Here is a 16,765-nt window from a genome sequence, read left to right on the forward strand (position 1 = left end):
TTTTTCAGCAGAAGGATTCTCGATGGCCATCACCCCACACATCAGCCGGCACCGCATCTGGATCATCAGCGGCGTGACCGCGGCGATGCTGGCTCTGGGTGCCTGCTCACGTCAGACCGCCGAAGAAAAGGGCAAGGAACTGGCCACTGAGAAGCTCGACCTCGCCAAGGGCATCGGCACCGCGGTCGAAGAAAAGGGCGCGGCGGCCGCCGAATCGCTGGCCGGGGGCCTCGGCCAGGTGGTGCGCGGTGCGGGCAAGGGCATCGAGAAGTCCGGCCGCACCATCGTGGCCGGCCCCGCCCTGACGGCCGCCGGCCTGCAGGTCACCAAGGTGCAGAACGTCGGCTCCAACCCCGACGCGAACCGCACCAGCAGCACCGAGACGAAAGACCCGGTCCATGGCCTGGAGGCCTACGTGATCGCCGACAAGGCCGCCCAGGGCCAGTTGCGCGTCACGGTGTTCAACCTGCTCGACCAGGAAATCGGCCGCACCAAGGTGCCGGTGAAACGCACGGCCGACGAAGCCGCCTACGAGACCATCCCGCTCGACGCGCGCATTCCGCTGGCCGACATCGCCAAGGTGTCGTTCGAGTTCCAGCCCGAGGCAGCGAAGCCCTGAGGTGGACGCGGCCGCGATGGGGTCACGCGTGAAACAGGCGCTCGTCGAGCGCCTGTGGCTGCTAGGCGATGCGGTCGGCACCGTGCTCGCCGGTGCCGCCGCCACGCGGGCGCTGCTGTTCGGCAAGGTGGTCTTGGGTGCGGTGCTCGCGGCCGTCGCGCTGGGTTTCGTGCTGCGGCTCACGCTGCGCCGTTCGCGTGCCGCCGCTGCACCGCCTGCGGCCCCGGCCCGGGTGTGGATGCACGCGCTCGCCGCCTTGCTGGCGGCGGTCGAGGTGGCCGTGCTGGTCGAGGCCGTGGACCTGCCGGTGCGCTTCAGCCAGCCCGACTTCTCTTTCCTGCATTGGGTGTGGACGCTCGGGGCCTGGCTCGTGTTGCATGCGGTGCAGGTGCGAGCGCTGGCACGCATCGGGGGCCGCAGGCCGCCGGGTTATGAGGCGCGGCACAGCCCAAGCACGCAGAAGTCCCGCCCGTGAAGCGTCGCGCCGCCCATCTTTGGGCAAGCCTGTTTGCCACCTGGGTCGCGGGCCTGGCCATCGCGGTCAATGCCGGGTTCAAGACCGACGCCTACATGCAGCGATATTCGCCGGACCCGCTGCCCTACCCGACCGGCGGGGTCATGGTCACCGGTTTCACCATGTTGATCGTGGTGCTCGTCGTCAGCGCCATCCTGAGGCCGACGTCCTACCAAGCCTCGTGGGGTCGAGTCCTGTGCGCAGCCCTCTTGGCGTTGCTGGTCACGGCCGTCTCTTTCATGGGCATCCTGCACTCTCCCCCGTACTACGGCTACTTCGTGATGTGGCTGTTCTTCGTGTCGGTGGGGCTGTTCGCCCTGGCAATTGGGTCAGCCATCTGGGGCCAAAAAGCTGCCCCGGCAATCGAGCCAGCTGAGCAGTCGTAACGTCGGCTCAGGCCACCAGCGCCAGCTTCAAGCTCTTGCGACCAGCCGCGCCGGGCGACGTGGCCTGCGCGGTCATCAGCACCAGGCGCTTCAGGCCTTCCCAGGGGTCTTGCGGCCAGTCGGGCTGGCGCAGGCCCTTCACCAGCCCGTCGCACACCTGCGCGGCTTCGACCAGTTGATGCAGTGCATCGTCGCCCAGCAGCGGCACGGCGCGTTCGAACAGGCGCTCTTTCAGACCCCAGACGCGCGCTTCGCGCAGCGCCATCGGCAACGGGCGGCCCTGGTTCATCGCGTCTTTCACGCGCTTGAGCGCGAGGATGTCGCTGGCCAGCGTCCAGTGCACCAGCACGGCGGCTTCGCCCTCGGCCTGCAGGCCGTCGAGCATGCGCAGGGCTCGCGCCACCTGGCCGGCCAACACCGCTTCGCCGAGCTTGAACACGTCGTAGCGCGCGACGTTGAGCACGGCCGACTCGATCTGCTCGAAGCTCAGCTCGCCCTGCGGGTACAGCAGCGCAAGCTTCTGCACCTCCTGGTGCGCGGCGAGCAGGTTGCCTTCGACGCGGTCGGCAAAGAAGGCCAGCGTCTGCTGCCCCGCTTCGCCGCCCTGAACGCGCTGGCCCTGCGCGGACAGGCGTTGCGCGATCCACTGCGGCAACGCCTTGCGCTCGACCGGATCGACCCGCACCGTGACGCCGGCCGCATCGAGCGCGGTGAACCATCCGCTCGACTGCTGCGTGCGGTCGAGCTTGGGGCATTGCACGATCGTGACGACGTCGTCGTTCAGGCGCTCGCAATAGCGTTGCAGCGCCTCCGAGCCGTCCTTGCCCGGCTTGCCCGAGGGGATGCGGATCTCGATCAGCTGCTTGTCGGCGAACAGGCTCATGGCCTGCGAGGCGCCGATCAGGCCGCTCCAGTCGAAGTGCGCCCCGGCCACGGTGTGCACTTCGCGCTCGGTGTGGCCGGCCGCGCGGGCGGCGGCGCGGATGGTGTCGGCCGCCTCTTGCGCCAGCAGCGGCTCGTCGCCGAACACGGTGTAGATCGGGCGCAGGCCCTTGCCCAGGTGGGCCGCGAGTTGATCGGCGCGAACTTGCATTCAGCCCCTCCGGGTGCGGCGCATCACAGCTTCAGCGCGGCCAGGCGCCGCAGCACCTGCGAGGCGATGTCGCTCTGCATGGCGCGAAACAGCAGCTCTTCTTCGTGCTCTTTGGCCAATGCGTCGCGCTCGTTGTAGCTCATGTCGCGGCTCAGCACGATCTCGGTCGGCGCCATCAGCTCGCGGCCGTCGGGCGACTTCAGCTCGAAGACCAGCCGCGCACGCAGCTGGATTTCACGCACCTGGCCGGCGGTGGTCGAAGCCACCACGCCCCGGTCGCGCGCATCGGCCAGCGCCACGAAGACCACCTGGGCCGCGTTGGCTGCTTCGACCACCCGCGTGGTGGTGCTGGCCGAGAGCTGCCGGCGCAGCTCGGCCGCGAGCGTCGAACCGGGCTTGAAGCCGCTGAGGTACAGCGTGCGAAAGCTCAGCTCGGGCGCGCGGCGCAGCTCGAAACCGCAGGCGGTGAGCAGGGCCGCAGCGCCTGCGCCGATGAGCAGATCGCGGCGGCGGATGCCGGGGAGGCCCCGCATCAAACCACCACGTTGACCAAACGCCCCGGCACCACGATGACCTTCTTCGCGGGCTTGCCTTCGGCGAACTTGATGAAGTCGGGGCTGGCGAGCGCGGCGGCCTCGATGGCGGCCTTGTCAGCGCCGGCGGCGACCTTGATCGCGCCACGCAGCTTGCCGTTGACCTGCAGCATCAGCTCGATCTCGTCTTGCACCAGTGCGGCTTCATCGACCTGCGGCCAGGGCGCGTCGAGCAGGTCGCCGTGGGCGGGCAGGTAGCCGAGGTCGCGCCACAGCGTCCACGTGAGGTGCGGGCAGGCGGGGTACAGCACGCGCAGCAGCACGCCGAAGCCTTCGCGCAGCACTTCCGGGGCTTGCCCCTTGAAGCCCTCGAGCGCGTTCAGCAGCTTCATCGCGCCCGAGACCACGGTGTTGTATTGCATGCGCTCGTAGTCGTACGAGATCTGGCGCAGCACGTTGTGCACCTCTCGGCGCAGGGCCTTGGCCTCTTCGCCCAGCGTGCCGGTCACCTCGCCGGCATCGCCGATGGCTTCGGCATTCTTGGCGCCGAAGTTCCACACGCGGCGCAGGAAGCGGTGCGCCCCTTCGACGGCGGCGTCGTTCCATTCGAGCGTCTGCTCGGGCGGCGCCGCGAACATCACGAACAGGCGGGCCGTGTCGGCGCCGTACTGGTTGATGAGGTCTTGCGGATCGACGCCGTTGTTCTTCGACTTCGACATCGTGCCCACGCCTTCGTAGGTCACGGCCGAGCCGTCGCTCTTGAGCTTGGCGCCGGTGATCTTGCCGGCCGCGTCGAGCACGTTCTCGACCTCGTGCGGCCAGAAGTATTCGACGCCACCCTTGTCGGTGCGGCGCGAGTAGATGTGGTTCAGCACCATGCCCTGCGTGAGCAGCTTGGTGAACGGCTCGTCGATCTTCACCAGACCCAGGTCGCGCATCACCTTGGTCCAGAAACGCGCGTACAGCAGGTGCAGGATCGCGTGTTCGATGCCGCCGATGTATTGATCCATCGGCATCCAGTACTGCGTGCCCTCGCCGACCATCGCGCGGTCATTGGTCGCGTCGCAGTAACGCATGAAGTACCACGACGAGTCCACGAAGGTGTCCATCGTGTCGGTCTCGCGGCGAGCGGGCTTGCCGCAGGTCGGGCAGCCGACGTTCAAGAAGCTGGGCAGCTTGTTGAGCGGGTTGCCGCTGCCGTCGGGCACCACGTCTTCGGGCAACACGACCGGCAGGTCTTTCTCGGGCACCGGCACCGGGCCACAGCTGTCGCAATGGATGATCGGGATCGGCGTGCCCCAGTAGCGCTGGCGGCTGATGCCCCAGTCGCGCAGGCGCCAGGTGGTCTTCTTCTCGCCCAGGCCCTTGGCGGCCAGCGCCTTGGCCACGGCATCGACCGCGTCCTGGTGGTGCAGGCCGCTGAAGTTGTCGGAGTTGACGGTGACGCCGCGTTGCTTGTCGCCGTACCACTCTTGCCAGTGGTCGTAGCTGAAGTGCGGTTCGCCATCGACATGCACGACCTGCAGGATGTCGATGCCGTACTTCTTGGCGAACGCGAAGTCGCGCTCGTCGTGCGCGGGCACGCCCATCACGGCGCCGTCGCCGTAGCTCATCAGCACGTAGTTGCCGACCCACACCGGCACGTCTTCGCCGGTGATCGGGTGCTGCACCACCAGGCCGGTCGGCACGCCCTTCTTCTCTTGCGTGGCGAGTTCGGCTTCGGTCGTGCCGCCGGTCTTGCACTCGTCGATGAACGCGGCGACGGCCGGGTTCGACTGCGCGGCGTGCGTGGCCAGCGGGTGCTCGGGTGCGACGGCGCAGAAGGTCACGCCCATGATGGTGTCGGCGCGCGTCGTGAAGACGTAGAGCTTGCCGTCGGTGAGGGGCTTGCCAGCCGCGTCGGCGATGCGGTGCGTGAAGGCAAAGCGCACGCCCACGCTCTTGCCGATCCAGTTCTCTTGCATCAGGCGCACGCGCTCGGGCCAGCCCGGCAGCTTGTCCTGCACGTGTTCGAGCAGTTCGTCGGCGTACTTGGTGATGTTGAGGTAGTAGCCGGGGATCTCGCGCTTCTCGACCGGCGCGCCCGAGCGCCAGCCCTTGCCGTCGATGACCTGCTCGTTGGCGAGCACGGTCTGATCGACCGGATCCCAGTTGACGACCTGGGTGCGGCGCTCGGCGATGCCGGCTTCGAGCATCTTCAAGAAGAGCCACTGGTTCCACTTGTAGTACGCCGGTGAGCAGGTGGCGATCTCGCGCGACCAGTCGATCGCCAGGCCCATCGCCTGCATCTGCTTCTTCATGTACGCGATGTTGTCGTACGTCCACTTCGCCGGCGGCACCTGGTTCTTGATGGCGGCGTTCTCGGCGGGCAGGCCGAAGGCGTCCCAGCCCATGGGCATCAGCACGTTCATGCCCTTCATGCGCAGGTGGCGCGTGAGCATGTCGTTGATGGTGTAGTTGCGCACGTGCCCCATGTGCAGCTTGCCGCTGGGGTAGGGCAGCATCGAGCAGGCGTAGAACTTGTCTTTGCTGGCGTCTTCGCGCACGCGGTAGGCGTCGGCGGCGGTCCAGGCGGCTTGGGCGGCGCGCTCGATGTCGGTTGGGTTGAAGTCGGGGGACATGGGGCGTCTCTCGCGCGCGGGCGCAGGGCTCAGGAAGGGTGGCGGATTATAGGAATCGGGGTGCCCCTCGAAACCTCATCACGCCACGACCCCACGGGGCCCGCGCACCGGGCGCCGCGGCCCTCAGCCCAGGGTCTCGGCTTCGCGCGGGCGCAGCGCGTGGCGCGAGCGCACGTCGTTCGGGTCGGGCAGGTACTGCTGCTCGACGCGGTCTTCGAACTCGCCGATGCTCGCGGCCACCGAGTTGGCGTGTTCGTCGAGCCGCACGCGGGTCTCGTCTTGCAGCCGGTCGATGCGCGCCAGCAGGTCGGCGCGCGCTTCGTAGGTGGCCTGAGACACCCGCAGCAACTCCGCGCTCATGAAGCTGCGCAGCTCGAAGAAGCGCGAGGCCTCGGCCTTGTCGGCCAGCTCGCGCTGGGCATGCAGGTCCTTTCCGAGGCGGCGGCTTTCCATCATCGCGCCGGTCTGCATCGAGATCGCCCACACGGTGAACAGCAAGGCCATGAACACGAGCACGCCCAGCAGGATGGCCCCAATCGGCGCGTAGACCGTGCCCAGCCCGAGGCTCAGTTCGGTGGGCGTGGTGATGGCCGTCCAGTTGAGCAGCGCGAACGCGCCCAGCAGGGCCAGACCGATGAACAGGACGATGGCGCGGATCATGGGCGTCTCCTCGGGAGGTGGTCGCTGAAGCCTAGACGCCGGGCGCTGCGCCGTCCATTCCGCCGCGGCGCACCGGCCTGTAGGACGGCGGCGGATTCACCGCCCCGGCCACGCGAGAATGCCGGCCCATGTCCGCACACGCCCCCTCGCGCTTGCCGCCTGATCCGATGCCGCCCGGGTGGATCACCCTGGGCTTGCTGGCGGTGTTGGTGCCCTCGCTGGCCACGGCAATGGCCGTGCCGTCCACCACCTTCCTGAACCAGGCGCTGGCGGTGGCCGGCTGGGGCGCGCTGATCGCCGCCCTGCCCTGGCACGCCGGCCGCGACACCTGGCGCGCGGCCGCACCGCTGCTGGCCGCGCTGGGGGCCATGGCGGTGGCCGTGCTGCTGACGGGGGGTGCGCAGGCGCCCTCGGGCCTGTCGAATTCGAGCCTCGCACTGCTGGCGGCGGCCGGGGTCGCGGTGGCGGCCGGGGCGGCGCTGCCGGGCCGGACGGTCTTCGAAGCCTTCGCCTGGGGGCTGCTGGCGGCCGGGCTGGTCGGGCTCGCGCTGGCGGCGGTGCAGCACTTCGGGCCGCCGGGTTTCGGCGAGCCGTTCATCGCCTCGATGCCGGGCTCGGGCCGCGCCGGCGGCAACCTGCGCCAACCCAACCACCTGAGTTCGCTGCTGCTCGAAGCGCTGGCGGCCTGCGTGTTTCTCGCGCGCCAGCCCGGGGCCGATGCCGACACCGCGCGCAGCCGGGGGCGCGACGCGCTGCTGGTGCTGGCCATGGCGCTGCTGGTGGCCGGCGTGGTGCTCACGGCCTCGCGCACGGGCTTCGTGTGCGTCGTGCTGCTGGCCTTGTGGGGCGCGATCGACAAGCGCCTGTCGGCCACGATGCGCCTGGCGCTCGTCGCGCTGCTGGGCGTGTATGCGCTGTGGTGGTTCGGCTTCGACGCCTGGGCGCAAATGCACAGCCAGACCTTCGTCGGCGAAAAGCAGATCCACGCGGCCGACATCTCCAGCTCGCGCTTTCGCATCTGGGCCAACACGCGCGAGCTGATCGCGCAGAACCCGTGGTTCGGCGTGGGCTGGGGCGAGTTCAACTTCGCGTGGACGCTGTCGCCCTTTCCGGACCGGCCGGTGGCCTTCTTCGACCACACGCACAACCTGCCGCTGCAGTTGTGGGTCGAGCTGGGCCTGCCGCTGGGCACGCTGGTGCTCGTGCTGCTGGGCTGGGGCTATGGACGCGCGGCGCTGAACCTGTGGCGCGCACGCGGGCCCGAAGCCGCGATGCGCGGCGCGGCCTTCCTGATGGTCACGATGATGGGCGTGCACAGCCTGCTCGAGTACCCGCTCTGGTACGCGTACTTCCTGCTCCCCACCGCCTTCGCCTGGGGCGTGTGCCTGCGCCCGCTGCCGGCCGAGGCCACCCCGGCCGACGCGCTGGGCGCCGGCACGATCGCCCTGCGCCTGGCTGGCATGGCCCTGCTGGCCGGCGCGGCCTTCGCGGTGATGGACTACCAGCGCGTGGCGCGCATCTTCGTGCCGCCGAAGAACGCGGGCTCGCTCGACGCGCGCATCGAGGCCGGCCAGAAGAGCGTCTTCTTCGACCACCACGCGCATTACGCCGCGGTGACCACGGCCGTGGCACCCGAGCAGGCACGCGACTCGTTCGCCGGGGCGACGCACTTCCTGCTGGATGCGCGCCTGATGATGGCCTGGGCCCGCGCGCTCGACGCCTCGGGCGAGACCGACAAGGCGCGCCACGTGGCCGCGCGCCTGAAGGAGTTTCGCAACGCGCAGGCGGCGAGCTTCTTCGCGGTGTGCGAGGCCGAGGCCGCCGCCACGCCGGCCTCGGGGGCCGTCTCGGCTGCAACCGAGCGCCCCTTCCAGTGCGAAGCGCCGCAGCGGGCCTACGGGTACCGCGACTTCCGCTGAGCGGCTGCGCGCACGCGCGCAGCACAGCCCGTCAGCCGTGCCTCACAGCTCGGCCGCGCGCTCGGTCTGGCTGGCCACCGCCTCGCGCGGTTCGCCAGCGCGGCGCATGTTCTCTTGCAGCGCCTGCATCGCGTCGCCCAGCGCCTCCAGCTCGCCCGCGTCGAGCAGGTCACGCACCTTCGGGAAGAGGTGTTCTTCCTCTTCCTTGTGGTGGTGGCGTGTCTGCTCTTCGAGCACCTTGGCCTTGGGCTCGAAGGTGGTCTCGGTCGGGTCGAGTTCGAGCAGGTCGGCCAGCAGACGCTTGAGCGACAGGTGCTCTTCGAGCGATTCGAGCAGGATGCCTTCGGTGCGCCGCGCCTTCACCGCCGGGTAAAAGACCTGTTCTTCCGACGCGATGTGCACCGAGAGGTGGTCGCCGCACTGCGCCAGCAGGCGCGCACGCTCGTCGGCGGCTTTCGCTTCGAGCAGGTCTTCCAGTCGTGCTTCGAGCTGGCGGTGCTGGTGGATCAGAAAGTCAACGGCGTTCATGGCGGCCCCTTCGGCTTGAGCGATGGGGCGCAGCGTAGGCAGCCGCGCCCTCGCCCGCCACCACGTAGGACGAGATTCCCCGCGCCGCCGCCTTGTCAGTGCATGCCGCCCGCGTCGCGCTTGCTGCGCAGGATGCGCGCGACCGAGGCCTGGCAGTTGGGCGCGGCGAACTCGGCTTCGAGCGCGTCGAGAAACACCCGCGTGCGCGCCGGCATCAGCCGCCGGCCCGGAAAGACCGCCCAGGCGGGCGTCGGCGGCAGCGTCCATTCGGGCAGCACCGGCACCAGTTCGCCGCTGCGCACGTAGGGCTCGGCGAAGTGGTCGGCCACGGCGCACAGGCCGGCGCCGGCGCGTGCCAGGCGGATCAGCAGGTCGGGCGAGTTGGCCCGGGCGCGCTCGCGCGGCAGGCCGGTCCAGCGGCCGGTCTCGACGCCTTGCGGGTCGTGCCGCATCAGCAACCAGGGGCGCGGCTCGCCCACGCGCGGCGCGAGTTGCAGCGCGTCGTGCGCCGGCAGCGCCTCGGGCGAGGCCGGGGCGCCGTGGCGCTTCAGGTAGGCCGGCGAGGCGTACAGCCCGGCCGAGAAGATCGCCAGCCGGCGCGCGGCCAGCGTGGCGTCGTCGGCCAGATCGCCCATGCGCACCGCGAGGTCGTAGTTCTCGCCGATCAGATCGACCCGACGCGGCGACAGGTCGAGTTCGAGCGAGATCGCCGGGTAGCGCGCCGTGAAGTCGGCGATCAACTGCCCCAGCACCACGTTGGCGAAGTCGCCCGGCATCGACACCCGCAGCCGCCCACTCGGCTCGACCTGCCGGTGCTGCGCGAGCGAGGCCGCCGCCTCGACCTCGGCCACGACCTGGTGCGCGTGCGCCAGCACGCTGTGGCCGAAGTCGGTGAGGCTCAGCTTGCGTGTCGTGCGTTGCAGCAAGCGCTCGCCGAGCTGCGCTTCGAGCCCGGCGATGCGCCGCGAGACGGTCGATTTCGGCAGGCCCAGGCGCTCGCCGGCCCGGCTGAAGCTGCCTTCGTCGGCCACGCGGGCGAAGAGCAGCAGGTCGTTCGGTTCGAGGGTCATGGCAGCAACTGTTCCACTGATGGAACGATGTTATCCATTTCAATGGCTTCCTGGTTGATGGTGGGACAAATACAGTGAAGCCATCCCACCGACACCCTCAGGAGAGCCACCATGAACGTTCTGCAAATCAACTCCTCCGCCCGCGCCGCCTCGCTGTCGAGCCGCCTGGCCACCGAGATCGTCGAACGCGTGCGGGCTGCCCACCCCGGCGCGACCCTGTCGCTGCGCGACCTGAACCGCACGCCGCAGCCCGAGCTGGACGAAGCCACGCTGCAGGCGCTGTTCACGCCGGCCGAGCAGCGCAGCGCCGAGCAGGCCGCCCGCGTGGCGCTCGACGATGCGCTGATCGCCGAGGTGCAGGCCGCCGACGTGCTGGTGCTGGGCGTGCCCATGTACAACTTCGGCGTGCCCGCGCAACTGAAGAACTGGATCGACGCCATCGCCCGCGCCCGCGTCACCTTCGCGTACACCGACAAGGGCCCGGTCGGCCTGCTGACCGGCAAGAAGGTCTACGTGGCGCTCACACGCGGCGGCATCCACCGCGGCTCGGCCGGCGACTCGCAGGTGCCCTACCTCAAGACCGTGCTCGGCTTCCTGGGCATGACCGACGTCGAGTTCGTCTACGCCGAAGGCCAGGGCATGGGCCCCGAGGCCGAAGCGAAGGGCCAGGCCGAAGCGCAGGCGCAGATCGCGGCGCTGTTCGCGACCGAAGCGCTGGCGGCGTGAGCCTGCGGCCTCAGGCCGCGTAGCGCGGCATGGGGTCGTGCGTGAGTTCGTACTTCTCTTGGCAGGCAATGCAGCGCGCAGCCATCGGCTGCGCCTGCAGGCGCGCGAGCGGGATGCCCTTGCCACAGGCGACGCACTCGCCGTAGCTGCCGTCGGCCAGGCGCTCGCGGGCGCGCTCGATCTCGCGCAGCTCTTCCTGGTCGCGCAGCAACTCGACGTGTTGGATGCCGCGCATCAGGTGCTCTTGCCCGCCCGCGACCTCGTCGTCCACCTGCGGTGCGATGGCGCCCGGGCGGTCGGCCTCGGCTTCTTTTGCGGCACGGACTTCCGAGCGCAACGTGGCCTCGCGCTGGTCCAGCAGGCCGCGCAAGGTGTCGATGTGTTCGGGGGTGAGGCTGGACATGGCCGGTGGCTCCTGTGGCTCTGCGATGAAGGACGTGGTTCAAGGCGGCAACCGGCGTGCCCACGGGAGACCCCATGGCCAAAGCGCCGAGCGCATCGCGCTACCCTGCCACCGAAGGAGAAACCGCATGGCCACCGTTGAGAACGCGGGCGCAGGAGCGCCGCGACTGTCCGTCCCCAAAGAGAAACTGAAGTTCGTGCTGCTCGAAGGCATCCACCCCTGGGCGGTCGAATCGCTGCAGCAAGACGGCTACACGCAGGTCGTCACCTCGCCGAAGGCGTTGGCCGGCGCTGAGTTGATCGACGCCATCGGCGACGCGCACTTCGTGGGCATTCGCTCGCGCACGCACCTGACGGCCGAGGTGCTGGCGCAGGCGCCCAAGCTCACGGCCATCGGCTGCTTTTGCATCGGCACCAACCAGGTGGACTTGCGCGCGGCCATGCTGCGCGGCGTGCCGGTGTTCAACGCGCCCTTCAGCAACACACGCAGCGTGGCCGAGCTGGTGCTGGCCGAGCTGATCATGCTGATGCGCGGCATTCCGCAGAAAAACGCGGTGCTGCACCGCAACGGCTGGACCAAGAGCGCCGCCGACTCGTACGAGGTGCGCGGCAAGACGCTGGGCATCGTCGGCTACGGCCACATCGGCACGCAGATCGGCGTGCTGGCCGAACAGCTGGGCATGCGCGTCGCGTTCTACGACATCGAGGCCAAGCTGCCGCTCGGCAACGCGCAGCAACTGCCCTCGCTCGACGCCCTGCTTGGCGCCGCCGACGTGGTGAGTCTGCACGTGCCCGAAACCCCGCAGACGCAAAACATGATCGGCGCCGCGCAGCTGGCGGCCATGAAGCGCGGCAGCCACCTGATCAATGCCTCGCGCGGCACGGTGGTGGACATCGACGCGCTCGCCGCCGCCCTCGAATCGCGCCACCTGCACGGCGCGGCGATCGACGTCTTCCCGATCGAGCCGCAGGGCAACGATTCGGTGTTCGAGTCGCCGCTCACCAAGTTCGACAACGTGATCCTCACGCCGCACATCGGCGGCAGCACCGCCGAGGCACAGGCCAACATCGGCCGCGAGGTGGTGGCCAAGCTGATCCGCTACAGCAACAACGGCTCGACGGTGTCGGCGGTGAACTTCCCCGAAGTGACGCTGCCCGAGCACGCGGGCCGCAGCCGGCTGCTGCACATCCACCGCAACGTGCCGGGCGTGCTGGCGCGCGTCAACGAACGCTTCTCGCAGGCCGGCATCAACATCGCCGCCCAGTACCTGCGCACCAACGACGAGGTCGGCTACGTCGTGATCGACGTGGACAGCGACACCAGCAACGCCGCGTTCGACGCGCTGTGCGCGGTGCCGGACACGATCCGCTGCCGGGTGTTGTACTGAGTCGAGCGACCCGGCGTGCGCGTGTCACCCGCCACAAATGGGGGGTGATTGCGCCCCGCCTCGCGCGGCCAGACCCCGCAGGTGCGCCGTAGCATCGCGCGCATGTTTTCTGCCGCCGCCTCGACCCACCCGCTCTGGTTCTCGATCACCCGCCTCGGCGAGGCGCAGATGGTGCTGCCCGCCACGCTGGCGATGACGCTGTGGGTCGCGCGCCAGGCCGACGTGCGCGCGCTGGTGTGGCGCTGGGCGCTGCTGTTCGCTGGCGCGGTGCTGCTGACCACGCTGACCAAGGTCGCCTTCATCGGCTGGGGCGTCGGCGTGGCGGCGCTCGATTTCACCGGCGTGTCGGGCCACGCGATGTTCGCGGCCTCGGCCTACCCGCTGCTGCTGCGCCTGCTGCTGTCGTTCCAGTCCACCGGCTGGCAGCGCGCCGCCTGGCTGGCGGGGTTTGCGCTGGCGGCGGTGGTCGCGGTGTCGCGCGTGATGGTGGGCGTGCACTCAGTGTCCGAGATCGTCGCCGGCTTCGTGCTGGGCAGCGCGGTCGGGCTGCTGGCGATCCCGCACTGGCGGGTGCGCGACGTGGCACCGTCGCTGGTGATGCCACTGGCCTTGGTGCTGTGGTTTGCGCTGCACCTGCCGGTGCCGCAGCGGGGCGGCATGCCGGCGATCGACACGCACAGCCTGGTGACGCGCCTGGCGCTGGTGCTGTCGGCGCGCGAGGCGCCGTTCACGCGGCGCGACCTGCACCAGGGCACCGACGCGCGCTGAGCCCGCGGCTCACAGCCGCAGCGTCTCGGCCACCTCGCGCTGCTCGGCCTCGCGGGCAGCGCTGCGGGCGACAAAGCTGTGAAAGTCATCCAGCGCCAACGGCCGGCTGAACAGAAAACCCTGGAAGTAGCCGCAGCCAAGGTCGGACAGCGCATCCCACTGCGCCATGGTCTCGACGCCTTCGGCGATGACCTCCAGCCCCAGGCTGCGGCCGAGGTCGACGATGGTGCGCGCGATGGCCGCGTCGTTGGGTGAGTCGAGCATCGCCCGCACGAACGATTGGTCGATCTTGAGCTGCTGCAGCGGCAGCCGTCGCAGGTAGCTGAGCGACGAGAAGCCGGTGCCGAAGTCGTCGAGCGAGAAGGTGATGCCATGGGTCTTGAGCACGCTCATCTTGGCGATCACGTCGTCGAGGTCGTGCGCGAGCAGGCTCTCGGTCAGCTCGATCTTCAGGCGCGACGCGGGGGCCCGGGCGTGGTCGAGTGCGGCCAGCACGCGGGCGACGAAGTCGTCCTGGGCGAATTGCGAGGCGCTGACGTTGATGGCCAGCACCAGCTCGCGGGTGTCGTCGCGGCGGCTCCAGGCGGCGAGCTGGGCGCAGGCGGCCTGCAGCACCCACTCACCCATCGGCAGCATCAGGCCACTGCGCTCGGCCAGCGGAATGAAGTCGCCCGGCGGCACCATGCCGCGGCGCGGGTGCTTCCAGCGCAGCAGGGCTTCGGCGCCGATGACGCGCTCGCCGGGGCCGATCTGCGGCTGGAAGTGCAGCAGCAGTTCGCGGCGCACCAGCGCGTCGCGCAACTCGCTTTCGGTGCCGTGGCGCTCGTCCACGTCGTTGAGGATCACGTGCAGCGTGGCCAGCACGGTGGCCAGGGCGATGGCGTGGTTGATCCACACGCCGTAGGCGCGCACGTTCTCGGGAAAGCTGTAAGGCGTGGGCCACGCGATGTGGCTGCTGTTGAGCAGCACGAAGCTGAGGAAGCACAGCCCGGGGATGCCGTGGCGCAGCCAGCGCGGCTCGTTGTGGGTGATCAGGCACGAAGCGACGCCGAGCGCGATCAGGTAGGCGTGCACCGAGCGCGGCACGTCGGCCGAGGGAATGTCGAGCATGACCGCATTGATGACGATCACGAGGTAGGCCGCCGACATCAACAACCGCGAGGCCACGTGCAGGTGTCCCCGGCGCGTGAGCACCTGCGTGGCGATGGCGGCCACCATGCCGCTGCCGTCGAGCGCGACCGAGACCCAGTCGCCACGCAGCATGAAGAAGACGCCCCAGTACAGGCAGGTGGCGATGAACACGGAGCTGCCCAGCAGCAGCATGCGGCGCACGCGGCGTTCGTGCATCAGCGCCGGCGACACGCCCAGCGGAACGGGCGGCAGCGAGTCAGCCACGCCGGCCTTTCGCGCAGGCACCCGCGCGAAGCGGGCGCACGCATGTCTCGGGCAGACACGATCTCGGACGACAGGACAAGACGGCTCCAGCGCAGCAATGAACGCGGGCGACAGGGTCGCCGAAGCCAGTCTTATCGGTCATCACAGCAGCACCCTTGACGGCGCGCAGGGGCCGGGTGTGGCATGGGTCACGGCTTCGGGACCGGCAAGGGGCGGGGGACGAGGCTTTCGCCGGCTCAGGGGCACCGCACCCCAAAAAGTGCCGAAGTGCGGCGTCACAACATGCCCACGCAGCCCGCCACCCCGCAGCGGCATTTCAGCGTGCCGTTGTGATGCGTCTCGCCGTAGTTGACGGTGATCTCTTCGCCGGGGCCGATGTCGCGCATCGCATAGAACTCGACGCGGCCCTGGCGGATGCGCAAGGCGGCGTTGGGCTGGCACGAGTGGTTGGTGAAGCGCAGCGGGTCGGGCGACTGCGAGGCGTCGATGGCGCGCTTGTCGCTCACCTCGACGATCATGATGCGCGCCTGGCCCTTGGCACGGCGGCGCGCCTCGCGCACGCTGATCGATTCGCCGCGGATCTCGCCGATCTTGCGGCGCGGCGGGATGGCCTCAGCCGCGAAGGCGCCCTGGCCGTCGATGCGGCTGGCTTTGACATCGACCGCGAACTTCTGCGGGTCACTCGGCTGGCCCTTCACCCGCTTGGGCGGTGTGGGTGCATGGGGCGGCGGGGAAGCAACGGGGTTCAAGGCAGGCATCGCTGCATTGTCGTCAAGAGGGGCGCACCCGATGAAGCCCGGCACCGTGCGCCAACTGCGTCACGCACACGGCCTTCCCGCGTCGAACTGGCCCGCCGCCGCCGTGCTTTTCGGTTCATGGCACCGTGCCCCCGGCCGATAGCCTTCGCATCACTCACAGTGACCTGGGGAAGGACAACATGGACCACCACTTTCGCCGCCTGAACCCGCGGCCCCTCGCGTACGAAGCCACGATGCCGCTCGACCTGGCGCTCCCATCGTCGCCGAGCGCGGCCGAGTTCAACTCGGCCTGGGGCGTGACCATGCCGGCCGCGCTGGACGCGCTGCCCGAGCCGCAACCCTTCCGCGAGACGCTGCCCGGGGTGGCGATCCGCGAGGTGAACGAGCCCGACCTCTTCAAGCACTTCTTCGGCTGAGCGTCTTTCCGGCCGGTCTCGCGACTCGGCCTTCAGCCCACCGGTTTCGGCCGGATGCGAACACGTTCGGCGAACATCCCACGGGGCGGCCCGAGAAGCCGCCCCGTGTTCTTTTTGAAGCCGGCGGATCAGCGCGCCGGTCAATGCCAGGCCGGCTCCAGCCCCAGCGGGTAGATCGCCATGCCACCGTCACGGAAGACCCGCCCCGGCGACACCCCGAAGGCCTGCTGCCACACCCGCGCGAAGTGGGCCGAGTCGGCGAACCCGGCATCGGCGGCAATCTCGGTCAGGCTCTTGCCGGTGTGCAGGCAGCGTGCGGCCGCGTGGATCTTCATGGTCTGCACGTACTTGCGAAGCGAGAAGCCCATGTCGCGCGAAAACAGGTGCGAGAGCCGGTCGAGCGACAGGCAGGCCACCTCCGCCAGGGTGTGCAGCGGCACGCCGGGGTCGCGGTGAATCAGCGTGAGCACCTGCTGCACGCGCGCGTCGGGCGGCGGCGGGGCGGGCAGGCGCGCACAGGCCAGCGCCAGCGCCTCGCGGTAGAGCGCACAGGTGTCGCCCGCACTCATGCGCCCGGCATGAAACTCGGCCAACGCAGCGTTCACCGGCGCGAACACCGAGCGCGGCAGCACCAGGCACCCTGCCTCGGGCAGGCGGCTGAAGGCGCGGAAGGCGGGGTGGTTGGGGCTGATGTCGAAACAGACGAAGGGCGCGCTGGCGCGGAAGTGCTTGGCCGCGAAGGGCCGCACCAGCGCAACGCCGCCGTGCCAGGCCTGCTCGCCGATGCGCAGCTCGAAGCCCGCCTCGCCGACCGCCAGCAGCATCGAGGCCGAGTTGCGCTGGGTGTGCACGTCGAGCTGGGTGCCTGAAAAGATGAATCCCTCGTGGAAGAGCCGCAGTTGGCTCGGGACCCGGCTGCCCGGTGGGGCAGAGCGGGCGAGGGTCAGGGGCTGCAGATTCATGGTGTGT

At 69.7% G+C, this 16,765-nt stretch carries 18 protein-coding genes; 8 read left to right on the plus strand and 10 right to left on the minus strand.

Going from position 1 to position 16,765, the window contains the following annotated elements; all coding sequences use genetic code 11:
- Positions 1 to 22: 22 nt before the first annotated feature.
- Genes AC1KAT_RS17925 through AC1KAT_RS17935 form a run of 3 tightly spaced genes read left to right on the plus strand, consistent with a single transcriptional unit; the run spans position 23 to position 1,519 of the window.
- Positions 23 to 619 carry a hypothetical protein gene (locus tag AC1KAT_RS17925; RefSeq protein WP_480328333.1) on the plus strand — a complete coding sequence of 199 codons (597 nt, stop codon included), beginning with the start codon at positions 23 to 25 and terminating at the stop codon, positions 617 to 619.
- A gap of 28 nt (positions 620 to 647) precedes the next feature.
- Positions 648 to 1,094 carry a hypothetical protein gene (locus AC1KAT_RS17930; protein WP_480328334.1) on the plus strand — a complete coding sequence of 149 codons (447 nt, stop codon included), beginning with the start codon at positions 648 to 650 and terminating at the stop codon, positions 1,092 to 1,094.
- On the plus strand, positions 1,091 to 1,519 hold the full coding sequence (locus AC1KAT_RS17935) for a hypothetical protein (RefSeq protein ID WP_480328335.1): 429 nt from the start codon (positions 1,091 to 1,093) through the stop codon (positions 1,517 to 1,519). The genes AC1KAT_RS17930 and AC1KAT_RS17935 overlap by 4 nt, the downstream gene beginning before the upstream one ends.
- A gap of 7 nt (positions 1,520 to 1,526) precedes the next feature.
- Here AC1KAT_RS17935 and holA read toward each other — a convergent pair whose 3' ends face one another.
- The 4 genes from holA to AC1KAT_RS17955 form a co-directional block, all read right to left on the minus strand.
- Entirely contained in the window at positions 1,527 to 2,612 is a 1,086-nt protein-coding gene (holA, locus tag AC1KAT_RS17940) for a DNA polymerase III subunit delta (RefSeq protein WP_480328336.1), read from the minus strand.
- Between the two features lie 23 nt (positions 2,613 to 2,635).
- Positions 2,636 to 3,145, minus strand: coding sequence for an LPS-assembly lipoprotein LptE (locus AC1KAT_RS17945; protein WP_480328337.1), 510 nt, complete (start codon positions 3,143 to 3,145; stop codon positions 2,636 to 2,638).
- Positions 3,145 to 5,766 carry a leucine--tRNA ligase gene (gene leuS, locus AC1KAT_RS17950; protein WP_480328338.1) on the minus strand — a complete coding sequence of 874 codons (2,622 nt, stop codon included), beginning with the start codon at positions 5,764 to 5,766 and terminating at the stop codon, positions 3,145 to 3,147. Before leuS ends, AC1KAT_RS17945 begins: the two co-directional genes overlap by 1 nt.
- A gap of 123 nt (positions 5,767 to 5,889) precedes the next feature.
- Entirely contained in the window at positions 5,890 to 6,426 is a 537-nt protein-coding gene (locus AC1KAT_RS17955) for a LapA family protein (RefSeq protein WP_480328339.1), read from the minus strand.
- 128 nt (positions 6,427 to 6,554) lie between these two features.
- Here AC1KAT_RS17955 and AC1KAT_RS17960 point away from each other — a divergent pair, with 128 nt between their 5' ends.
- Positions 6,555 to 8,345, plus strand: a complete 1,791-nt coding sequence (locus tag AC1KAT_RS17960) for a PglL family O-oligosaccharyltransferase (RefSeq protein ID WP_480328340.1) — start codon at positions 6,555 to 6,557, stop codon at positions 8,343 to 8,345.
- Between the two features lie 42 nt (positions 8,346 to 8,387).
- Here the strand turns inward: AC1KAT_RS17960 and AC1KAT_RS17965 are convergent, their stop codons facing one another.
- Complete coding sequence (locus tag AC1KAT_RS17965; protein ID WP_480328341.1) at positions 8,388 to 8,873, minus strand: hemerythrin domain-containing protein; 486 nt, start codon at positions 8,871 to 8,873, stop codon at positions 8,388 to 8,390.
- Between the two features lie 95 nt (positions 8,874 to 8,968).
- Entirely contained in the window at positions 8,969 to 9,943 is a 975-nt protein-coding gene (locus AC1KAT_RS17970) for a LysR family transcriptional regulator (protein ID WP_480328342.1), read from the minus strand.
- Between the two features lie 111 nt (positions 9,944 to 10,054).
- Between AC1KAT_RS17970 and AC1KAT_RS17975 the strand changes: the two genes are divergently transcribed.
- Positions 10,055 to 10,669, plus strand: coding sequence for an FMN-dependent NADH-azoreductase (locus AC1KAT_RS17975; RefSeq protein WP_480328343.1), 615 nt, complete (start codon positions 10,055 to 10,057; stop codon positions 10,667 to 10,669).
- A gap of 10 nt (positions 10,670 to 10,679) precedes the next feature.
- Here AC1KAT_RS17975 and AC1KAT_RS17980 read toward each other — a convergent pair whose 3' ends face one another.
- Complete coding sequence (locus tag AC1KAT_RS17980; protein WP_480328344.1) at positions 10,680 to 11,072, minus strand: TraR/DksA family transcriptional regulator; 393 nt, start codon at positions 11,070 to 11,072, stop codon at positions 10,680 to 10,682.
- 127 nt (positions 11,073 to 11,199) lie between these two features.
- On the opposite strand from AC1KAT_RS17980, the gene serA reads away from it, so the two are divergent.
- Both serA and AC1KAT_RS17990 read left to right on the plus strand, forming a co-directional pair.
- Positions 11,200 to 12,459 carry a phosphoglycerate dehydrogenase gene (gene serA, locus AC1KAT_RS17985; RefSeq protein ID WP_480328345.1) on the plus strand — a complete coding sequence of 420 codons (1,260 nt, stop codon included), beginning with the start codon at positions 11,200 to 11,202 and terminating at the stop codon, positions 12,457 to 12,459.
- A 102-nt stretch (positions 12,460 to 12,561) separates the two neighbouring features.
- A complete protein-coding gene (locus AC1KAT_RS17990; RefSeq protein WP_480328346.1) occupies positions 12,562 to 13,227 on the plus strand; it encodes a phosphatase PAP2 family protein in 666 nt (221 codons plus the stop codon).
- Between the two features lie 9 nt (positions 13,228 to 13,236).
- On the opposite strand, the gene AC1KAT_RS17995 is transcribed toward AC1KAT_RS17990, so the two are convergent.
- Positions 13,237 to 14,622, minus strand: coding sequence for a putative bifunctional diguanylate cyclase/phosphodiesterase (locus tag AC1KAT_RS17995; protein ID WP_480328347.1), 1,386 nt, complete (start codon positions 14,620 to 14,622; stop codon positions 13,237 to 13,239).
- A 275-nt stretch (positions 14,623 to 14,897) separates the two neighbouring features.
- Positions 14,898 to 15,380, minus strand: coding sequence for an SET domain-containing protein (locus tag AC1KAT_RS18000; RefSeq protein WP_480328348.1), 483 nt, complete (start codon positions 15,378 to 15,380; stop codon positions 14,898 to 14,900).
- Between the two features lie 179 nt (positions 15,381 to 15,559).
- Between AC1KAT_RS18000 and AC1KAT_RS18005 the strand changes: the two genes are divergently transcribed.
- Positions 15,560 to 15,796, plus strand: a complete 237-nt coding sequence (locus AC1KAT_RS18005) for a hypothetical protein (RefSeq protein WP_480328349.1) — start codon at positions 15,560 to 15,562, stop codon at positions 15,794 to 15,796.
- Between the two features lie 140 nt (positions 15,797 to 15,936).
- Here AC1KAT_RS18005 and AC1KAT_RS18010 read toward each other — a convergent pair whose 3' ends face one another.
- Complete coding sequence (locus tag AC1KAT_RS18010; RefSeq protein ID WP_480328350.1) at positions 15,937 to 16,758, minus strand: AraC family transcriptional regulator; 822 nt, start codon at positions 16,756 to 16,758, stop codon at positions 15,937 to 15,939.
- Positions 16,759 to 16,765: the final 7 nt, after the last annotated feature.

The sequence above is a fragment of the Piscinibacter sp. PDB5-1 genome, assembly GCF_056676035.1.

Coding starts and splice junctions, on each gene's coding strand:
- AC1KAT_RS17925 (WP_480328333.1), top strand. CDS start 23: ATGGCCATCACCCCACACATCAGCCGGCACCGCATCTGGATCATCAGC.
- holA (WP_480328336.1), bottom strand. CDS start 2,612: ATGCAAGTTCGCGCCGATCAACTCGCGGCCCACCTGGGCAAGGGCCTG.
- AC1KAT_RS17945 (WP_480328337.1), bottom strand. CDS start 3,145: ATGCGGGGCCTCCCCGGCATCCGCCGCCGCGATCTGCTCATCGGCGCA.
- leuS (WP_480328338.1), bottom strand. CDS start 5,766: ATGTCCCCCGACTTCAACCCAACCGACATCGAGCGCGCCGCCCAAGCC.
- AC1KAT_RS17955 (WP_480328339.1), bottom strand. CDS start 6,426: ATGATCCGCGCCATCGTCCTGTTCATCGGTCTGGCCCTGCTGGGCGCG.
- AC1KAT_RS17960 (WP_480328340.1), top strand. CDS start 6,555: ATGTCCGCACACGCCCCCTCGCGCTTGCCGCCTGATCCGATGCCGCCC.
- AC1KAT_RS17965 (WP_480328341.1), bottom strand. CDS start 8,873: ATGAACGCCGTTGACTTTCTGATCCACCAGCACCGCCAGCTCGAAGCA.
- AC1KAT_RS17970 (WP_480328342.1), bottom strand. CDS start 9,943: ATGACCCTCGAACCGAACGACCTGCTGCTCTTCGCCCGCGTGGCCGAC.
- AC1KAT_RS17975 (WP_480328343.1), top strand. CDS start 10,055: ATGAACGTTCTGCAAATCAACTCCTCCGCCCGCGCCGCCTCGCTGTCG.
- AC1KAT_RS17980 (WP_480328344.1), bottom strand. CDS start 11,072: ATGTCCAGCCTCACCCCCGAACACATCGACACCTTGCGCGGCCTGCTG.
- serA (WP_480328345.1), top strand. CDS start 11,200: ATGGCCACCGTTGAGAACGCGGGCGCAGGAGCGCCGCGACTGTCCGTC.
- AC1KAT_RS17990 (WP_480328346.1), top strand. CDS start 12,562: ATGTTTTCTGCCGCCGCCTCGACCCACCCGCTCTGGTTCTCGATCACC.
- AC1KAT_RS18000 (WP_480328348.1), bottom strand. CDS start 15,380: ATGCCTGCCTTGAACCCCGTTGCTTCCCCGCCGCCCCATGCACCCACA.
- AC1KAT_RS18005 (WP_480328349.1), top strand. CDS start 15,560: ATGGACCACCACTTTCGCCGCCTGAACCCGCGGCCCCTCGCGTACGAA.
- AC1KAT_RS18010 (WP_480328350.1), bottom strand. CDS start 16,758: ATGAATCTGCAGCCCCTGACCCTCGCCCGCTCTGCCCCACCGGGCAGC.